This is a genomic window from Flavobacterium pectinovorum, from assembly GCF_022802975.1.
Taxonomy (GTDB): Bacteria; Bacteroidota; Bacteroidia; order Flavobacteriales; family Flavobacteriaceae; genus Flavobacterium; species Flavobacterium pectinovorum_B.
Genome location: NZ_JAFEVZ010000004.1, coordinates 342,354 through 359,331, shown reverse-complemented (window position 1 = coordinate 359,331; position 16,978 = coordinate 342,354). Strand labels below are relative to the sequence as shown.

Below are 16,978 nucleotides of genomic sequence, written 5' to 3'. Positions count from 1 at the left end.
CTGGCTGAGTCCATTCGTCTTCGCTTAGTAAACTTAGTCGAAGCCCTTTCGTGTTCAAAAGCCTTCGACTTCGTTCAGGATGACATCAATTCCTTAAGTTATAAATGATGTTTTGCTCCCGATTTTATACTTTTTATAATCAAATCAATTTCACCCAACGGTTAAGTTTATATTCTAAATATAATTGAAAACTGGTGCCTGGCTGAGTCCATTCGTCTTCGCTTAGTAAACTTAGTCGAAGCCCTTTCGTGTTCAAAAGCCTTCGACTTCGTTCAGGATGACATCAATTCCTTAAGTTATAAATGATGTTTTGCTCCCGATTTTATACTTTTTATAATCAAATCAATTTCACCCAACGGTTAAGTTTATATTCTAAATATAATTGAAAACTGGTGCCAGGCTGAGTCCATTCGGTTTCGCTCAGGATAAACTTATTCGAAGCCTTTTTTCTATAAATAAAACGTCTCGATGCTACTAAGTGTTATATTTGTTTCAACAAAGCCATAAAGGTGTTGTATTTAGGATTTATACTTTTTTGATTGATTTGGTTTTACATCAACTAAATATGATTTAGATTTGAAGCAGATTTTATTGAATGGTATTTTGCAGAATTTAAGGACTTAAAAGAAAAAAACAAAACGCATTCTCTAAAATGTATTAGGAATGCGTTTTTTTTTTTTTTTAGAACTATGTTTTTATTGAAGTTGCTTTTTGTAAATCGAATAAATGGTATCTATTGTTTTTCGATCTAAAGTAACCGTAGTGTCTGTTTGAATATAATGTAATTTAAAAGCCATTATTGCTGCCGAAAGATTTTTGGTGTTATAACCAATAATTCGCAATGCAGGTTCAATTCTAAAATCAAAAGGAGCTTCTTCTAAAACGGCATCAGGCCATATTCCAAATCCTTTTTCTGCTAATGTTTTCCATGGAAACAAGGCACTAGGATCTTGTTTTCTTCCGGGAGCGATATCAGCATGACCTAATATGTTTTGTGTCGGAATGTTGTAGTCTTTTTTTAATTTTGTTAAAAGAGCAACTAAACTGCTGATTTGAGCTTCTGTAAAAGGTTTAAAACCATTATTGTCAAGCTCAATACCTATTGATGAAGAATTTAAATCAGTGTTTTTTCCCCAGGTAGAAGCTCCGGCATGCCAGGCTCTTAAGTAATCATTTAACATCTGAACCACTTTTCCGTTTTCAGAAATGATATAGTGTGCACTTACCTGTGTTCTGGCTTTTGTAAAAGTATTAATTGTTTGTTGTAAAGAATCTTGTGCAGTATGGTGAATAATAACGAAACTCGGTTTTCTCAAATTAAAATTGACGGTACCTACCCATTCTGTGTTAATGCCGTTTAATAAAACAGTAGAACCGGTTTTAGATAGAGTATCCTTTACAATACCTAATTGTGAAGCATAAGTTGTATCAATAACAATTGGCGGAACTACTGGTAATATAGGTTGAACTTCTTTGCTGGTAATTTGGTTTTCTAAAGTTTTGAGCTGTTGATCATAAACCTTTTCAGTTGTCTTGTATGGATTTTTTGTTCCGCAAGAAGTAATGATAATTGCTGAAATGAGATAGCAAAAATGTTTTTTTAACATGTTTTACATTTTAAGGTTAAGTGTAGATAAATTACTCTGCAGGTTTTGTTTCTTCAGTATCTTCTTTAACTTCTTTTTTGTCTTTCTTCTTTTTTGACTTAGTTTTTTTAATTTCTTTAAAATTAGCCATGAAAGTAGTGTATTTTTCTGCCTGTCCCGGATTTAAAAAAGCTGTTATTTTTTTGTTGGTAACTTCTCTTAACGCATTTATCTGCTCAATTTTTTGTTCCTGACTGCTGTTTTCATTTTTCAAAAGAACTCCTTGTTCTCTCATGCTGTCTGCCAGGACATTTGTAATAGCAATAACTTGTAATTCGTCAAGATTGACTTCGGGTTTCATTTGCTCCACAATTTTTGCGGCAGTTTCTTCAACGGGTACTTCTTTAGGTTTGCTTGGGCTGCTTTGGGGGCCCTGCATCATACTTCTGTCCATACCCATACCGCCTCTTCCTCCATAGCCATTACCATAACCGTTGTTATATCCATTTCCGTATTGTGCAGAAACGGAATTAAAGCTTAATAAAGCAAAAAGTAAAAGAAATAGAGGTGGAATAGGTTTCATAAATTTTTTATCTAAGTTGATGATTTGGATAATTGTTTACTGTAAATTTAAGCAGGTTCTCCGTATAAATCAAATTCTGTAGCTTCTATTATCCTGATATTAACAAATTCACCTGTTTTTACGTAATGTTTTGATGCGTCTATCAAAACTTCATTATCAACATCCGGACTGTCAAATTCTGTTCTTCCCACAAAATGAGCGCCTTCTTTTCGGTCAATAATACATTTGTAAACTTGACCAACCTTCTCCTGATTCAAATCCCATGAAATTTGCGATTGTAATTCCATGATTTCATTGGCTCTGGCTTGTTTCACATCAGCAGGAACATCATCTTCCAGTAAATAAGCGTGGGTGTTTTCTTCGTGTGAATAAGCAAAACATCCCATTCTGTCAAATTTCATCTCCTGAACAAAATCTTTCAAAATTTCAAAATCTTCCTGAGTTTCGCCCGGATAACCTACAATCAAAGTAGTTCTGATGGCCATTCCCGGAACTGCAGCGCGAAAATCTTTCAATAACTGAGTCGTCTTGGCCTGAGTTGTACCACGACGCATCGATTTTAAAATATTATCCGAAATATGCTGTAACGGAATATCAATATAATTACAGATTTTAGGTTCACGTTTCATTAATTCCAAAACATCCATCGGAAAACCGGTAGGGTAGGCATAATGTAAACGAATCCATTCAATTCCTTCAATAGTTGCCAGTGCTTCTAATAATTCTGCAAGATTTCTCTTTTTATAAAGGTCAAGACCATAATAAGTTAAGTCCTGAGCAATCAAAATCAATTCTTTAACACCATTTTTAGCTAAACCTTGTGCTTCCTTAACTAATTTTTCAATTGGCTGAGAAACGTGCGAACCACGCATTAACGGAATGGCACAGAAACTACATGGTCTGTCACAGCCTTCAGCGATTTTTAAGTAAGCGTAATTTTTTGGAGTAGTCGTTAAACGTTCTCCTAGTAACTCATGTTTATAATCGGCACCCAGTGCTTTCAAAAGCTGAGGAAGTTCAGTAGTTCCAAAATATTGGTCTACATTCGGGATTTCTTTTTCTAAATCCGGTCTGTAGCGTTCTGATAAACATCCTGTTACAAAAACCTTATCAACTAAACCTTTGTCTTTTTTGTCAGCATATTCCAAAATCATGTTTACCGATTCTGCTTTCGCATTGTCAATAAAACCACAAGTGTTAATTACGATAATGTTTCCTTCCTCTTTTGCTGTCGCTTCATGAGTAACTTCTTTTCCGTTTGCACGAAGCTGACCCATAAGTACTTCGCTGTCATATACATTTTTCGAACACCCAAGAGTGATTACGTTAATTTTGTTCTTTTTTAAAGACTTGGTTCTCATACTTTTATAAATTGGAGTGCAAAATTACACTTTTTTATTCAAACACCGCTTGTTTAGGTTTGTTTTAGGTGTTTTTTCAGAAGCTATTTCCCGCTATCCGTTACAATCTTTTGCTTTTTAAAGAAAAAAGCAAAAGGATTTTCTCTTCTATCGGGGCTAAAAAAAATCCGCCGGGTAAAGACCAGACGGAAATTTCCATTCATCTATTTTGATTTCTAATTACAATTCAAATAATAAAGTCAAAGAAACATTGTTTAGTTTTGATGTGATGTTTGGTGCACCGGAAAATGATCCGGCCTCAAAAAAGCGCTGATTAGATTTTCTTTCAGTGAAAGAATAAGCCAAATCTAATTTTGTTCCCCCGAAATTATATCCTAAACCGCCTGAATAGCTGTTTAAATCTCCAATCGTTTTTTCGTCTTTATAAGGGCTTTCTTCAAAACGGTATCCTCCGCGTAAGCTTAGTCGTTTGATTTTGTATTCGCCGCCAATTCTTAATTCGCCGTTATTGGTTAATTCATTATTAATTTGGCTGTTTAGAGGTCTGAAATCTGAGTCGTTTGTTGGTTTGAACCTGCTGTTTCCATAATCCTTAATAGAATAGTCAATGCTGATTAAACCTGATTTCCCAAATACATAAGCACCGCTAAAGGTAAATTTCCCAGGAGTCTGTAAGGTGTAGGGTTCATATACATTGGTAACTCGAGGGTTGACGGGATGATCAGAAATCTGATTTGCATTGTTTTCAGTTGTTGTGTACAGGCTTTGGGAGAGTTCATCGTATAGTTCATACCAGGTATTTGATTCATAAGCTAATCCAAGTCTGAAAGCTTCTGTAACTTTTGCGATTGCTCCTAGCTGAAAAGAAAAGCCATTTCCGTAAGTGTACAAATCATTATTAAAGCGTAAATAAGATATGGTTTCTGTTGGTTCAAGATCATTAAAATTTTCTTCGTAAAAACTGCTTGATCTTCTGTAGTCAGTAACATGTACATTTAAATTAGCTCCCAGAAAAATCCTGTCTTTATATGACGTTGCTATGTTAAAACTTAGTTTGCTATTGTATCCTCGGGCGTAAATTTCGTTTTCCTGTATATAATTTCCTCCGGCAGGAACGTTGGTGTTGTACTGTATATTGTTAGCATCGTTTGGATTGGCTGGGAGTATTACTTTTCCATAAAATCCAAAATATGCTTGTTGTTTGTTGTAAGGCAAATCTCTATAGTCGGAACCGGTAATATCTCCTAAAGCTATTCCATTAGCATAATCTAAAAAATATCCGTCAATTGAGTTGCGTCGATTGACTCCTTTTGAAAAAACATTGTTATTAAAATTATTTGTATTTTCATAAGTGGCTCCAATTGCAATTTTTTTCCAGTTGTTATTTGGATTTTGGTCATTAAAAACAAAAATAGCACCCGCTTGATTTAGAATAAATGAATTTTTTTTGTCGCTGGTCTGTTCGCCAAAATAATCAGAGTTGTTTTTTATGTTTTGATTGCTAAAAGTAACCCCGACCTGATTGTTGTTAAATATTGCAGATCCTGCAGGATTCACGGATAAGGAAGATAAATCTCCGCCAACTGCTCCAAATGCACCTCCCATGGCTCTATAGCGTGCGGTTCCTGTTAAATTGTCCTGTGCATATCGCATAGCGTCTGAGACTTCTTGTGAATATGACACGCTAAAAGTTAGTCCTGATATAAGTAGGATAAATATTTTTTTCATTAGGATGAGTTTTAATAATATGTATTAGATAAACCGAAGAAAGAAATTGTTACCTTCTTCCGCCTCCGCCGTATGATCTTCCACCACCGCCGCCTCCAGACGATCTCATACTTCCTCCGCTATTACCGCTACTGTTGTATGAACGAGAAGAACTTGGTGCTGAATAACTTCTTGATGAGTTGTTATTATTGTAGCTTCTGGTTGTGGTGGTTGTGTTGTTTGATCTTCTGCTTGAATCATAACTGCTATTATTAGGAGTTGTGCTTCTTCTATTGGTAAAAGTAGGGCTGGATGTTCTGCCGTTCACAGTAGAACTTCTTCTGTAGTCAGAGAAACTATTTTGTCTGTTTGTATAACTTCTGTTAGTGGTGTAGTTTCTGCTAGAACTGTTGCTTCTGTTAGTGGTGTAATTTCTATTTGAATTGTAGCTTCTGTTTGTGGTGTAATTTCTGTTAGAAGTGTAATTTCTTCCGCCATAGTAAGCTGCAGATCCTCTTCTTCCATAGTTGTAAGAGTAGTTATTGTAACCGTATCCGTAACCAGGTCCCCAGTAGCCTGGATAGCCCCATCCGGCTCCCCAATATCCCGGGTATCCCCATCCGTATCCTGGATAACCCCAGTAGCCTCCATATCCTCCCCATCCGTAGTATGGGTAGCCAAAACCAAAACCAAATCCCATGGACCACATTGGGTCAGAATAAAAGTTAACAGATACTTCAGAATTGCTGCTTCCCCAGGAAGGATAAGCTGTAGCTGTAGAAGCGATTTGTGTGCTGTCGCTTTCTGCGTAGTTTCCATAACTGTCTACGTCTGTAAAGATTTCAGTTGGCAGATTTTCATCTTGCAGCGATCTGAAATAATCCTGATATTGGCTATTGGCAGCTGTAGTAGTTGATTGAGCGTAAGTACGGGTATTACCATAAACTCCGTCATTATCATTGTAAGAAGTATTTTGGTAAGAACCACACGATGTTAATAGAAAACTCAATAATCCAATTAGATAGAAATGAGTAGAGTTTTGTCGGAGAGAAATATTAGTTTTCATATCTGTGGTGTTTTTTATTGTTGCACATTACAAAAATAGTTAGTTTTGCGAAACTATTTAGTTAAAAAAAATAAAACAAAATTTGTGCCAAACTATTCAATATGAGTAAGAACCTCACTACAAGATCAGAAGATTATTCGAAATGGTATAACGAACTGGTTGTTAAAGCAGATTTAGCCGAAAATTCAGGAGTAAGAGGATGTATGGTAATTAAGCCATACGGATATGCTATTTGGGAAAAAATGCAGGCTGAGTTAGACAGGATGTTTAAAGAAACCGGACATCAAAATGCATATTTTCCTTTATTCGTGCCAAAAAGCATGTTTGAAGCCGAAGAGAAAAATGCAGAAGGATTTGCAAAAGAATGTGCTGTTGTAACGCATTACAGGTTGAAAAACGATGAAGCCAGACCGGGGAAATTAATGGTTGATCCGAATGCGAAACTGGAAGAAGAACTTATTGTTCGTCCAACCAGTGAGGCGATTATCTGGTCTACATATAAAGGTTGGGTACAGTCTTACAGAGATTTACCTTTGTTAATTAATCAATGGGCAAATGTGGTACGATGGGAAATGCGTACGCGTTTGTTTTTGAGAACTGCTGAATTCTTATGGCAGGAAGGACATACGGCTCATGCTACAAAAGCAGAAGCAATTGAAGAATCTGAAAAAATGATGAATGTCTATGCGGAATTTGCAGAAAACTTCATGGCGATTCCGGTTGTAAAAGGTTTTAAAACAGAAACAGAACGTTTTGCCGGGGCAGATGAGACTTATTGTATCGAGGCATTGATGCAGGACGGAAAAGCATTGCAGGCAGGAACTTCTCACTTTTTAGGTCAGAATTTTGCAAAAGCTTTTGATGTAAAGTTTGCTAACGCAGAAGGAAAACAAGAACATGTTTGGGGAACTTCCTGGGGGGTTTCGACCAGATTGATGGGGGCGTTGATTATGACACACTCAGATGATCAGGGATTGGTATTGCCTCCTAATTTAGCGCCAATACAGGTTGTTATTGTTCCGATTTATAAAACGGATGAGCAACTTGCTGAAATTACGGCAGCAGTTAATGAATTGACAGCTAAATTGAGAAAGCTTAAGATTTCGGTTAAATATGATGACAGAACAACTCAAAAACCAGGATTCAAATTTGCTGAATGGGAATTAAAAGGAGTTCCTGTTAGAATTGCCGTTGGACCAAAAGATTTAGAAAATGGAACTTTTGAAGTGGCAAGACGTGATAATTTGACAAAAGAGGTTGTTGCGAACGAAAAAATCGTTGAGCATATAAATAATCTTTTAGAGCAGATTCAAACTGATTTGTTTACAAAAGCATTAGATTATCGCAATACTCATATTACGGAAGTAAATAGTTTTGAGGAATTTAAAGAAGTGTTGAATGGTAAAGGTGGTTTTATTTCGGCTCATTGGGACGGAACAGCTGCAACTGAAGAAAAGATAAAAGATTTGACAAAAGCTACAATTCGTTGTATTCCTTTGGATGCTGTTGAAGAGGCGGGAACCTGTGTGTTTACTGGGAATTCTTCTTCTAAAAGAGTGCTTTTTGCTAAGGCATATTAAAAAAAAAATATTTTTTTTGTCTTAGCTATTGTGCAACTAAAAAATAGATGTATCTTTGCATCCGCAATAAAGAAGCACGGTCCGTTCGTCTATCGGTTAGGACGCCAGGTTTTCATCCTGGTAAGGGGGGTTCGATTCCCCCACGGACTACTTTTTTTCTGCAAATTAAGTTGTTTACTTGATATAATGGTCCGTTCGTCTATCGGTTAGGACGCCAGGTTTTCATCCTGGTAAGGGGGGTTCGATTCCCCCACGGACTACAAAAGATAGTTGTAAATAAGTTTTATGAAATAAAAATTGGTGTCTCGATTTTTGTTTTATTAGTTAAAACCAAAGTGATTGTTTTTTTTCAATTGTGGGAGGTTTTTCTTTTTTAACTAGTATTTATAATAATTATTACATCTAAAATTAAAAGAAATGGCAAATCATAAGTCAGCATTAAAAAGAATCAGAAGTAACGAAAAAAGAAGAGTTCTTAACAGATACCAACATAAAACTACTCGTAATGCCATTAAAGCGTTAAGATTAGCTACTGAAAAATCTGATGCAGTTTCTAAATTATCAACTGTAATCTCTATGATTGATAAATTAGCAAAAAAGAACATCATACACGATAACAAAGCTTCTAACCTGAAGTCTAAATTAACGAAACATGTTGCTAAATTGTAATTAATTGCAATTTCCTAAAATATATAAAAGTCCTCATTTTTGAGGACTTTTTTTGTTTTAATTAAGTTTAGATTGAAAAGCTATGTAAAAATATTTAGAAGAAATAAGACATCAGATTGACTTAATCACTAATTTTGCATTCTAAACTACATTTCAGATGAATACTCATTTGTTTAAAGAAAGCCCTTTCAGAACCATAATATCATTTCATAAACTAATTGAATCTTTTGAGGAAATAGCTTTGTCAGATGTTGATTATCGATCAAATTATGCAAAAGCAATTCTGAAAGAAATAGAACCTCTGCCTGAGTTTAGAACAGGAATTGAAGATTACAGGATTATTCAAAAAAATGAGAGTCTTATAAAAAACCTGTTGGCTGATTTGTTTCCGACTGCTTTAACGCATAACGAAATAAAAGCCGTTACAATTCCATTTCAGAATTTAACTTTCAATTATACGGAACGATTTAGGAAAATTTTGAGTAATGCAGGTTCAGAATTTGATATGGAAATCCGTGATTTTGATGAGCATCAATTTTATATTAATAATTGCTGTCTGATTTTAAGCAGTTATTATAAACAAAATATAGATTTTAATAAACCTTTTTTCTATGATATCCCGGATGAAAAAGGGGTAATCAGACACTATCGTATTTTGTATAATGCTGATTTTATTGAAATAATTCCAACTGAAAAATCAGTACAGCTTACGCAGGAAGATATCGATTTGCTTATAGATAATTATACTGATATTGAACTTTGGAAATCAAAATTCCCAGTAGGAAGCTGGATACTAAAAGGTTTTGGAATTGTTTCTTTATTTGATGCCACTACAGAAAATGCTATTTCGAATTTAAAAAGCAATTTGTTAAAACCTGATGATACTGTTACTCCAACAGAAATTATTGAATCTATTTTTATATCACTGTTTAAAATTCCGGGGTTAAAGTTTGGTTTTATAATTTATAATTCTGAAGAAGAAAAATTCAATACACCGGTTAAATTTGATAATCAAATGCACAGTTTTTTGCTTTTGGATAATCAGGAAGTAGATTGTAAAAATGCCTTTTTTGGATGCTCTTTTGAAAATTTACTCGAAAAAAAGGAACCTTTTGTAATTTCGAACGTTGAAAAATTTTCTAAGGAGCCAGGAAATGAAAAACTGGGACAGCATTTGCTTCGTCAAAATATTGGCAGTTGTATTTTTGCTCCAATTATTAAAAATGATCATTTTTTAGGGATCTTAGAAATTGTATCTCAAAATCGAAGAGAATTAAATAGTATAAACGCAACAAAACTCGAATTAATTTTGCCCTATCTGACTGATACGATAGATCGTTATAATACAGATATGCAGCATCAGGTAGAAGCTATTATTCAGCGTGAATATACCACGATCCATCCAAGTGTTTACTGGAAATTCAGAAAAGAATCTCAAAATTATTTTCAAAATAGCAATCATACAAAAGATTATATTTTTAAAGAGATTGTTTTTAAAAATGTATATCCTTTATATGGACAAATCGATATCAAAAGTTCTTCAGAGCATCGAAATGAAACCGTAAAAATCGATTTAAAAAATCAGCTTACGGCTCTTTTAGAGATTTTTAATAATCAGAAAACAAATTCAAATCTTGTTCTTTTGGAGCAACGAAAATTCGAATTGGAATCTCTTCGAACGGAGTTGGAATTTCCTTTAAAGGCAGATACAGAACAGCATATTCAGCGTTATATTGAAGAAGAAATTCATCCGATATTAAAAAATACAAAAGAGAACGCTAAAAATAAAAAGTTAGAAGAATTATATTTTGAAAGTCTGGATGAAAAAACAGGATTATTTTATCAGGAAAGAAAGAAATTTGATAATGCAATGTCTATTATCAATAAAAAATTAGCTTCTGTTCTGGATAAAAAGCAGCTTGAAGCTCAACAAATATATCCTCATTATTATGAACGTTTTAAAACGGACGGAGTAGAGCATAATTTGTATATAGGTGCCTCTATTTCGCCAGCAAAACCTTTTGATATGATGTATTTGCATAATCTGCGTTTATGGCAGCTGCAAACTTTGTGTGAAATGGAATTAGAACATCATCAGCTCAAGGAATCTCTTCCTTATGAACTGGATGTGACTTCTTTAATACTGGTTTTCAGTGCGCCGCTTTCGATTCGTTTCAGAATGGATGAAAAACGTTTTGATGTTGATGGGACTTATAATGCGAGATATGAAGTTGTTAAAAAACGAATTGATAAATCGAATATTAAAGGAACGAACGAACGCATTACAGAAAAAGAAAAAATTACGATTGTATACTCGCAAAATAGTGAAGAAGCAGAATACTTAAAATACATTAAATATCTGCAGCACAAAAAAATACTTGAACCTGCAATAGAGCAATTTGAGGTAGAAGATCTTCAGGGGGTTTCCGGTTTGAAGGCTATTCGTGTAAAAGTGATTAATAATACTGAAAACCCGTTGGTAAAAAAAATAACGTATCAGGATTTATTAGATGAGCTCAACTAAAAAAAGTTGAGCTTTTTCTTTAAATAGACTTGAAAGCAATAACAAATGCGATAACCGTAATGATAATTCCAACCATAAAAAAGTTGTATGCAATTCGGAGTAAATTATATTTTCGTTGTAAAACCAGACCTAAATAATACAGATCCTTAATCATTGTAGCGTATAAGTAATCACGGTCTTTCATCATTTCGTTCATTGCCCAATCATATTCATGTAAAGGCATTTTATAAAAATTTCCAAAAAACATTAAATTTACTTTTTTTGCTTCTACATCTTCACGTGTAAAAAAGCCTGATGTTACTTTTGGTCTTGTTGAAAGAATTGCAAAAATGATTGTGATTACACTGGACATGAGCATTATAAAAGTTGGAATAACTAAATGCGCATTTTTTGGACTATCTAATTTTGGAATAATAGACGAAAGCGCAATTGAAATAATAATCGCATTTACAGATAATAAAATATTGGCTTTACTGTCTGCAATGCCGCTTAATCGGGTGTGATTTCCAAGCGTGACACGAAACAAGGTATCAATACCGCGATCCGGTTTCTCAAGTTTCTCTTTCTTTTTATTGTCTTCTTCAATTGCTGTTGCTGCTTTTAACTCTTGTTTGTTTATTTTTTTTTGAATAAGAATTAGGTTTTTTTCTTTTAGAGGCTGCCATTTTCTCAATGCATAACCTGTGTAGAAGCGATGTTTGTTTAGCAGAAAGTTTAAATTTTCTTTTGTCCACTCTGAATTTGAAAAAGTAACCACGCCCGTGTTTTTAAGTTCTAAACGAAGCAATTCGCAGGTAGTAAAATATTCTGAACCCATAAGATGAGCATAATCAGCATCTTTAATAATTTTTTCTAAATGCGTTTTGGGTACATAGTCTTTAACAGTTGCCAAAATCAAGTTAGAAACACTGTTTATAAAATCATCAGATTCTCCATTTTCTTTTAAAAATTCTTGAGCAATTTTTACGCTTTCTTTTTCATGATTTTCAGAACCTTCGATATATCCTGTGTCATGAAACCATGCTGCAGTCAAAAGTGCTTTTTTATCGTCATCGCTTACTTCTTCTTTTTTGCAAAGCTCTTTTACAGCACTTACAACCGTTAAAGTATGGTTGAAATTATGATAAGAATATAAATTAGAAAGTTTATCTTTGAGTAAATTACTGACGAAATCTTCGGATTGTTCTATTAGATTCATAAAGAATATTTTATACCACTAAATTATGAAATTGTTTTTGGATAATCATTTTATTGCCAGGATTAAAAATTTTTCTTTAGCAATAATTACCGTTTTACTCATGATTTCGTGTGCGACCCATAAAGCGCAATACGGAAAAAATGTGAGTGCCAACGATACACAAAACGCAACTGACACCATAAAAATTGCACACACTTTTTATTTAGTTGGAGATGCCGGAAATGCTGATGAAGAACAGGCACAGCAAACTTTAGAACTGTTGCATCAAAAACTTAAAAAGTCAGGTAAAAAAGCGACTTTACTGTTTTTAGGAGACAACATTTATCCAAAAGGTTTTCCAGCAAAAGGTAATGCATCGGAGATTGCTTTGGCAGAAGAAAAACTTACCAATCAATTAAAATTAACAAAAGGATTCAAAGGAAAAACAATTATAATTCCTGGAAATCATGACTGGTACAATGGTATCAAAGGTCTTGAGCGTCAGGCTGATTTTGTGACTAAATATCTGAGTGATAAAAAAGCATTTTTGCCAAGAAAAGCCTGTCCAATTGAAGATGTAAAAATTGACAGCACTACAACATTGGTTACTGTTGACAGCGAATGGTTTTTGGAAGATTGGGATGATCATCCAACTATTAACGATAATTGTGATATTAAAACCAGAGAAGATTTTTTTGATGAGCTGGAAAGTATTTTAAATAAAAATCAGGAGAAAACAGTTGTTCTGGCTATTCATCATCCTTTAATGAGCAACGGATCTCACGGCGGACAATTTTCGTGGAAAAAACAATTATTTCCCTTAGAAAAAAAGATTCCGCTTCCGGTTATTGGGTCGTTTATCAATTTGTTGAGAAAAACTTCCGGTGCGAGTCCGCAGGATCTTCAAAATAAACAATATACTATTTATTCAAAACGAATAAAGACGTTACTTCAAAAACAGAAGAATGTAATTGTTGTTTCAGGACACGATCATAATCTGCAGTACATCAGTAAAGAAAATATCAATCAGATTATTAGCGGTGCCGGTTCAAAATCTGAAGCCGCAAGAGCTATAAATGCAACCGATTTTTCGTATGGAGGAAATGGTTATGCAACATTAACTTTATACAAAAGCGGTGATGCAAAAGTGGCTTTTTTTGGAAATGAAAATAATAAGGAGAAAAAGCTTTTTGAGCATGAGATTATAAAAGCAAAGGAAATTAACTGGGCTTCAAATATCCCAAATAATTTTCCGTCAACGATTAAAACTTCAATTTATTCGCCGGAAATGACCAGAAAAAGTTTGGTGCATAAATTTTTATTCGGAAATCATTACAGAAAATACTACAGCCTGCCAATTGAAGTTAAAACAGCTACAGTAGATACTTTAAAAGGAGGTTTGAAACCCATTCGCGAAGGCGGAGGGCATCAATCAATTTCGTTACGAATGTCTGATCCACAAGGAAGGGAATATATAATGCGGGCTATGAAAAAAAGTGCTACAGTTTTTTTACAGTCGGTTGCTTTTAAGGATCAGTATATTGTAAACGATTTTCAGAAAACCTATACGGAGGATTTTTTACTGGATTTTTATACTACTTCTCATCCGTATGCTTCTTTTGTAACAGCGAGTATGTCTGATCAGATAGGACTTTCGCATACTAATCCAATTTTATATTATATTCCGAAACAGGAAGGTTTGAAAGAGTTTAATTCAAACTTTGGAGACCAGCTGTATATGGTAGAGGAACGTCCGGCTGACAATCATCTGGATGCTAAAAATTTTGGAAATCCATCCAATATTATCAGTACAGACGATATGATGAAAAATCTTCATAAAGATGAAAAATACGCTGTAGACGAAAAAGAATACATTAAAGCACGTTTGTTTGATATGCTTATTGGCGATTGGGACAGGCATAGTGACCAATGGCGCTGGGGCGAATATAAAAAAGAGGATAAGATTATTTACAAACCAATTCCGCGTGACCGTGATCAGGCTTTCGTTAAGTACGACGGGGCTTTACTTTCGCTTTTAATGAATATTCCGGCACTTCGTCATATGCGTACTTTTAAAGGCAAAATTGATAATATAAAATGGCTTAACAGAGAGCCGTATCCAATGGATTTGGCCTTTTTAAGAACTGCCGAAGAAAAAGACTGGATTGCAGAAGCTAAATTTATTCAGGAAAATTTATCAGATGCTGATATTGATACTGCTTTTAAAAACATGCCAAGAGAAGTTCAGGATGAAACGGTTGAGGACATCAAAAAGAAATTAAAAAACAGAAAAAAAGATCTTCAAAAATATGCTTCAGAGTATTTTGATGTGCTAAGCAGAACCGTAATGTTGGCCGGAACTGATAAAAAAGATAAATTCGTTATCAATTATAATTCGGAAAAAAGTATTGAAATTCAGGTTTTCAGAATTAAAAAAGAGGGAGATGATTTGGTTTACACCAAAACAGTAACCGATGCTAAAACTAAAAATTTATGGATTTACGGACTTGATGATAATGATGTTTTTGAGGTAAAAGGAGATCAAAAATCAAAAATAAAGATTCGTTTAATAGGTGGTCAGAACAATGACACTTATACTGTTGAAAACGGTAAAAAGGTTATTGTGTATGATTTTAAATCAAAAGAAAACACTTATAATTTAGATTCAAAAACCAGAACCCAGCTTACAGATGATTATGATGTTAATTTATATAATTATGAAAAGCCAAAATACAATGTAATATCAGGTCTTCCAAACATTGGATTTAATCCGGATGATGGTGTAAAAGTTGGTTTCAATTTGAATTACACGGTTAATAATTTTAAACAGAATCCATACACACAGCGACATGTTTTAAATGGATTTTATTATTTTGCGACTGGGGGTTTAGAATTTAATTATGCGGCACATTTTCCGGGATTATTAGGGAAATGGGTTATTGATGTTGAATCTCAGTATACTACGCCGAATTTTGCGATGAATTATTTTGGATACGGAAATGAAACTGAAAACGATGATGAAGAATTCGGGATGGATTACAACAGAGTCCGCATCAGAAAGTTTACTGTTTCGGGGGCGATAAGACACGTTGGGCGTTTTGGAAGTGAATTTAGCATACAGCCAATTTTTCAGCGTTTGACAGTGGAAGAAACGGAAAATCGTTTTATTGACGTACCCGGTATTATAAATCCGAATGTGTTTAACGGTCAGACATACGGAGGCTTAAAAGCAAAATATGTGTTTAAAAATTCTGATTTTGTAGCAAAACCAACTCTGGGAATACATTTTATGATTTCGGGAATGTGGGTAACAAATTTAACTGAAACTAAGCAAAATTTCCCAACACTTGAAAGTGTTTTAGGATTTACACATAAAATTGATCATAACGGAAAATTAGTTTTAGCTACGTTACTAAAAGGGAAAGCAATTTTAAATAATAATTTTGACTTTTATCACGGAGCTTCTTTAGGTGGTGATACTGATTTACGCGGGTACAGAAATGAACGTTTTTTAGGAAATTCCTATTTCTCTCAAAGTAGTGATTTGCGTTTTAGTATTGGAAAAATCCATCGTACGGTTGCACCAATGTCATACGGTATTCTTGGAGGTTTTGACTACGGAAGGATCTGGCTTGACGGAGAAAACTCAAGAAAATGGCATCAGGATTATGGCGGCGGATTATGGCTGAATGCTATGAATTTATTAACTGCAAGAATCTCTTATTTCCAGTCTCCTGACGAACCTGGGAGAGTTGTTTTTGGAGCAGCGTATAGTTTTTAATTTTAAGAGGCTAAGGTTCTGAGTTGCTAAGATTTTAAGTTTTTTCTTTGTTACCCAGAATCTCAGCAACTTGGATTATTTTAGCTTAAATTCATAAACATTTCCACTTATTTTATCGGTCTTCTCGTCGGCGATAAGTAGGGTGTTGTTGTCTTTGAAAACGACAGCTTCTTTTTGTGAAAAATGATTTAGGTTTATTTCAGTCTGTGAACCTTTATCAAATAAATCTCCTTTAAAGCCTTTCAATAAAACAATTTTATCATGACTTAGTAATGCTACTTTTTTGCCGTCGGGACTAATAGTTGCACTGGTTAAAACACAATGATTGTAGTTGCTGCAGGTTTTAAATTCGCCTATTTTAACTGCTTTTTGAGTTCCTGAAGCATTTTTGATTTTGTAAATAAATACAGTTCCGTCAAAACCTTTGCTTCGGTTTTTGGTAAAAAGATAAAAAGAACCGTTATGTTCAAAGAAGCTTTCCACATCATAAAATAGTTCTCTTTTCTTTGGAGGAAATTCTTTTTGTTCCGGATAGGAGAATGAAATTTTATATTCAGCTAAAGCAGTATCTTTATTTAGTTGATTTTTGTTGACTTTATAAATGCATAAATCCCTGCGTTCGTTGTCATTATTTCCAAAATCGCCAATATAAATATTGCCGCTTTTATCTTTGGTAATATCTTCCCAGTCTACGTTTTTTGCATTTGAAACAGTGATTGTTCTGGATAGTTTTCCTTGTGAATTAATTGCATAAATAGCATTTTTATTACCACTGTCTTCCAGTGAGTAGATTGTATTGGTTTCTGGGAAATAAGTTATTCCTGAAACTTCTTTTAGTTTTTTAGGAAGCGAATAAAGTGTTTTTAAATCGGTATTAGATTGTTGCTGACAAGCTAATAAAGCAATAGAAACGGTTATTACAAAAGACTTTTTCATAAAAATTA

At 34.1% G+C, this 16,978-nt stretch carries 11 protein-coding genes and 2 tRNA genes; 6 read left to right on the top strand and 7 right to left on the bottom strand.

Features of this window, described 5'->3' with window-relative positions; all coding sequences use genetic code 11:
* Nucleotides 1–695 precede the first annotated feature (695 nt).
* The 5 genes from FLV_RS08455 to FLV_RS08435 all read right to left on the bottom strand — a co-directional run bounded on the left by FLV_RS08455 (nt 696) and on the right by FLV_RS08435 (nt 6,303).
* Nucleotides 696–1,607 carry an N-acetylmuramoyl-L-alanine amidase gene (locus FLV_RS08455; protein WP_243232877.1) on the bottom strand — a complete coding sequence of 304 codons (912 nt, stop codon included), beginning with the start codon at nt 1,605–1,607 and terminating at the stop codon, nt 696–698.
* 31 nt (nt 1,608–1,638) lie between these two features.
* Nucleotides 1,639–2,169: a hypothetical protein gene (locus FLV_RS08450; protein ID WP_243232876.1), complete on the bottom strand. Its 531-nt coding sequence runs from the start codon at nt 2,167–2,169 to the stop codon at nt 1,639–1,641.
* A gap of 47 nt (nt 2,170–2,216) precedes the next feature.
* A complete protein-coding gene (rimO, locus tag FLV_RS08445; RefSeq protein WP_243232869.1) occupies nt 2,217–3,530 on the bottom strand; it encodes a 30S ribosomal protein S12 methylthiotransferase RimO in 1,314 nt (437 codons plus the stop codon).
* Between the two features lie 219 nt (nt 3,531–3,749).
* Entirely contained in the window at nt 3,750–5,258 is a 1,509-nt protein-coding gene (locus tag FLV_RS08440; RefSeq protein ID WP_243232868.1) for an OmpP1/FadL family transporter, read from the bottom strand.
* A 49-nt stretch (nt 5,259–5,307) separates the two neighbouring features.
* Entirely contained in the window at nt 5,308–6,303 is a 996-nt protein-coding gene (locus FLV_RS08435) for a hypothetical protein (protein ID WP_243232867.1), read from the bottom strand.
* A gap of 101 nt (nt 6,304–6,404) precedes the next feature.
* On the opposite strand from FLV_RS08435, the gene proS reads away from it, so the two are divergent.
* From proS to FLV_RS08410, 5 genes are all read left to right on the top strand, one after another.
* Nucleotides 6,405–7,883 carry a proline--tRNA ligase gene (gene proS, locus FLV_RS08430; RefSeq protein ID WP_243232866.1) on the top strand — a complete coding sequence of 493 codons (1,479 nt, stop codon included), beginning with the start codon at nt 6,405–6,407 and terminating at the stop codon, nt 7,881–7,883.
* A gap of 78 nt (nt 7,884–7,961) precedes the next feature.
* Nucleotides 7,962–8,033: transfer RNA gene (locus tag FLV_RS08425), tRNA-Glu, on the top strand.
* 38 nt (nt 8,034–8,071) lie between these two features.
* Nucleotides 8,072–8,143: transfer RNA gene (locus FLV_RS08420), tRNA-Glu, on the top strand.
* Between the two features lie 157 nt (nt 8,144–8,300).
* A complete protein-coding gene (rpsT, locus tag FLV_RS08415; protein ID WP_243232865.1) occupies nt 8,301–8,552 on the top strand; it encodes a 30S ribosomal protein S20 in 252 nt (83 codons plus the stop codon).
* 157 nt (nt 8,553–8,709) lie between these two features.
* On the top strand, nt 8,710–11,076 hold the full coding sequence (locus tag FLV_RS08410) for a GAF domain-containing protein (RefSeq protein WP_243232864.1): 2,367 nt from the start codon (nt 8,710–8,712) through the stop codon (nt 11,074–11,076).
* 19 nt (nt 11,077–11,095) lie between these two features.
* Here FLV_RS08410 and FLV_RS08405 read toward each other — a convergent pair whose 3' ends face one another.
* Nucleotides 11,096–12,274 (bottom strand): Pycsar system effector family protein, encoded by a 1,179-nt coding sequence (locus tag FLV_RS08405; protein WP_243232863.1) that lies wholly within the window; start codon nt 12,272–12,274, stop codon nt 11,096–11,098.
* 25 nt (nt 12,275–12,299) lie between these two features.
* On the opposite strand from FLV_RS08405, the gene FLV_RS08400 reads away from it, so the two are divergent.
* Nucleotides 12,300–16,034 carry a metallophosphoesterase gene (locus FLV_RS08400; protein ID WP_243232861.1) on the top strand — a complete coding sequence of 1,245 codons (3,735 nt, stop codon included), beginning with the start codon at nt 12,300–12,302 and terminating at the stop codon, nt 16,032–16,034.
* A gap of 75 nt (nt 16,035–16,109) precedes the next feature.
* Here FLV_RS08400 and FLV_RS08395 read toward each other — a convergent pair whose 3' ends face one another.
* A complete protein-coding gene (locus FLV_RS08395; protein WP_243232860.1) occupies nt 16,110–16,970 on the bottom strand; it encodes an SdiA-regulated domain-containing protein in 861 nt (286 codons plus the stop codon).
* Nucleotides 16,971–16,978: the final 8 nt, after the last annotated feature.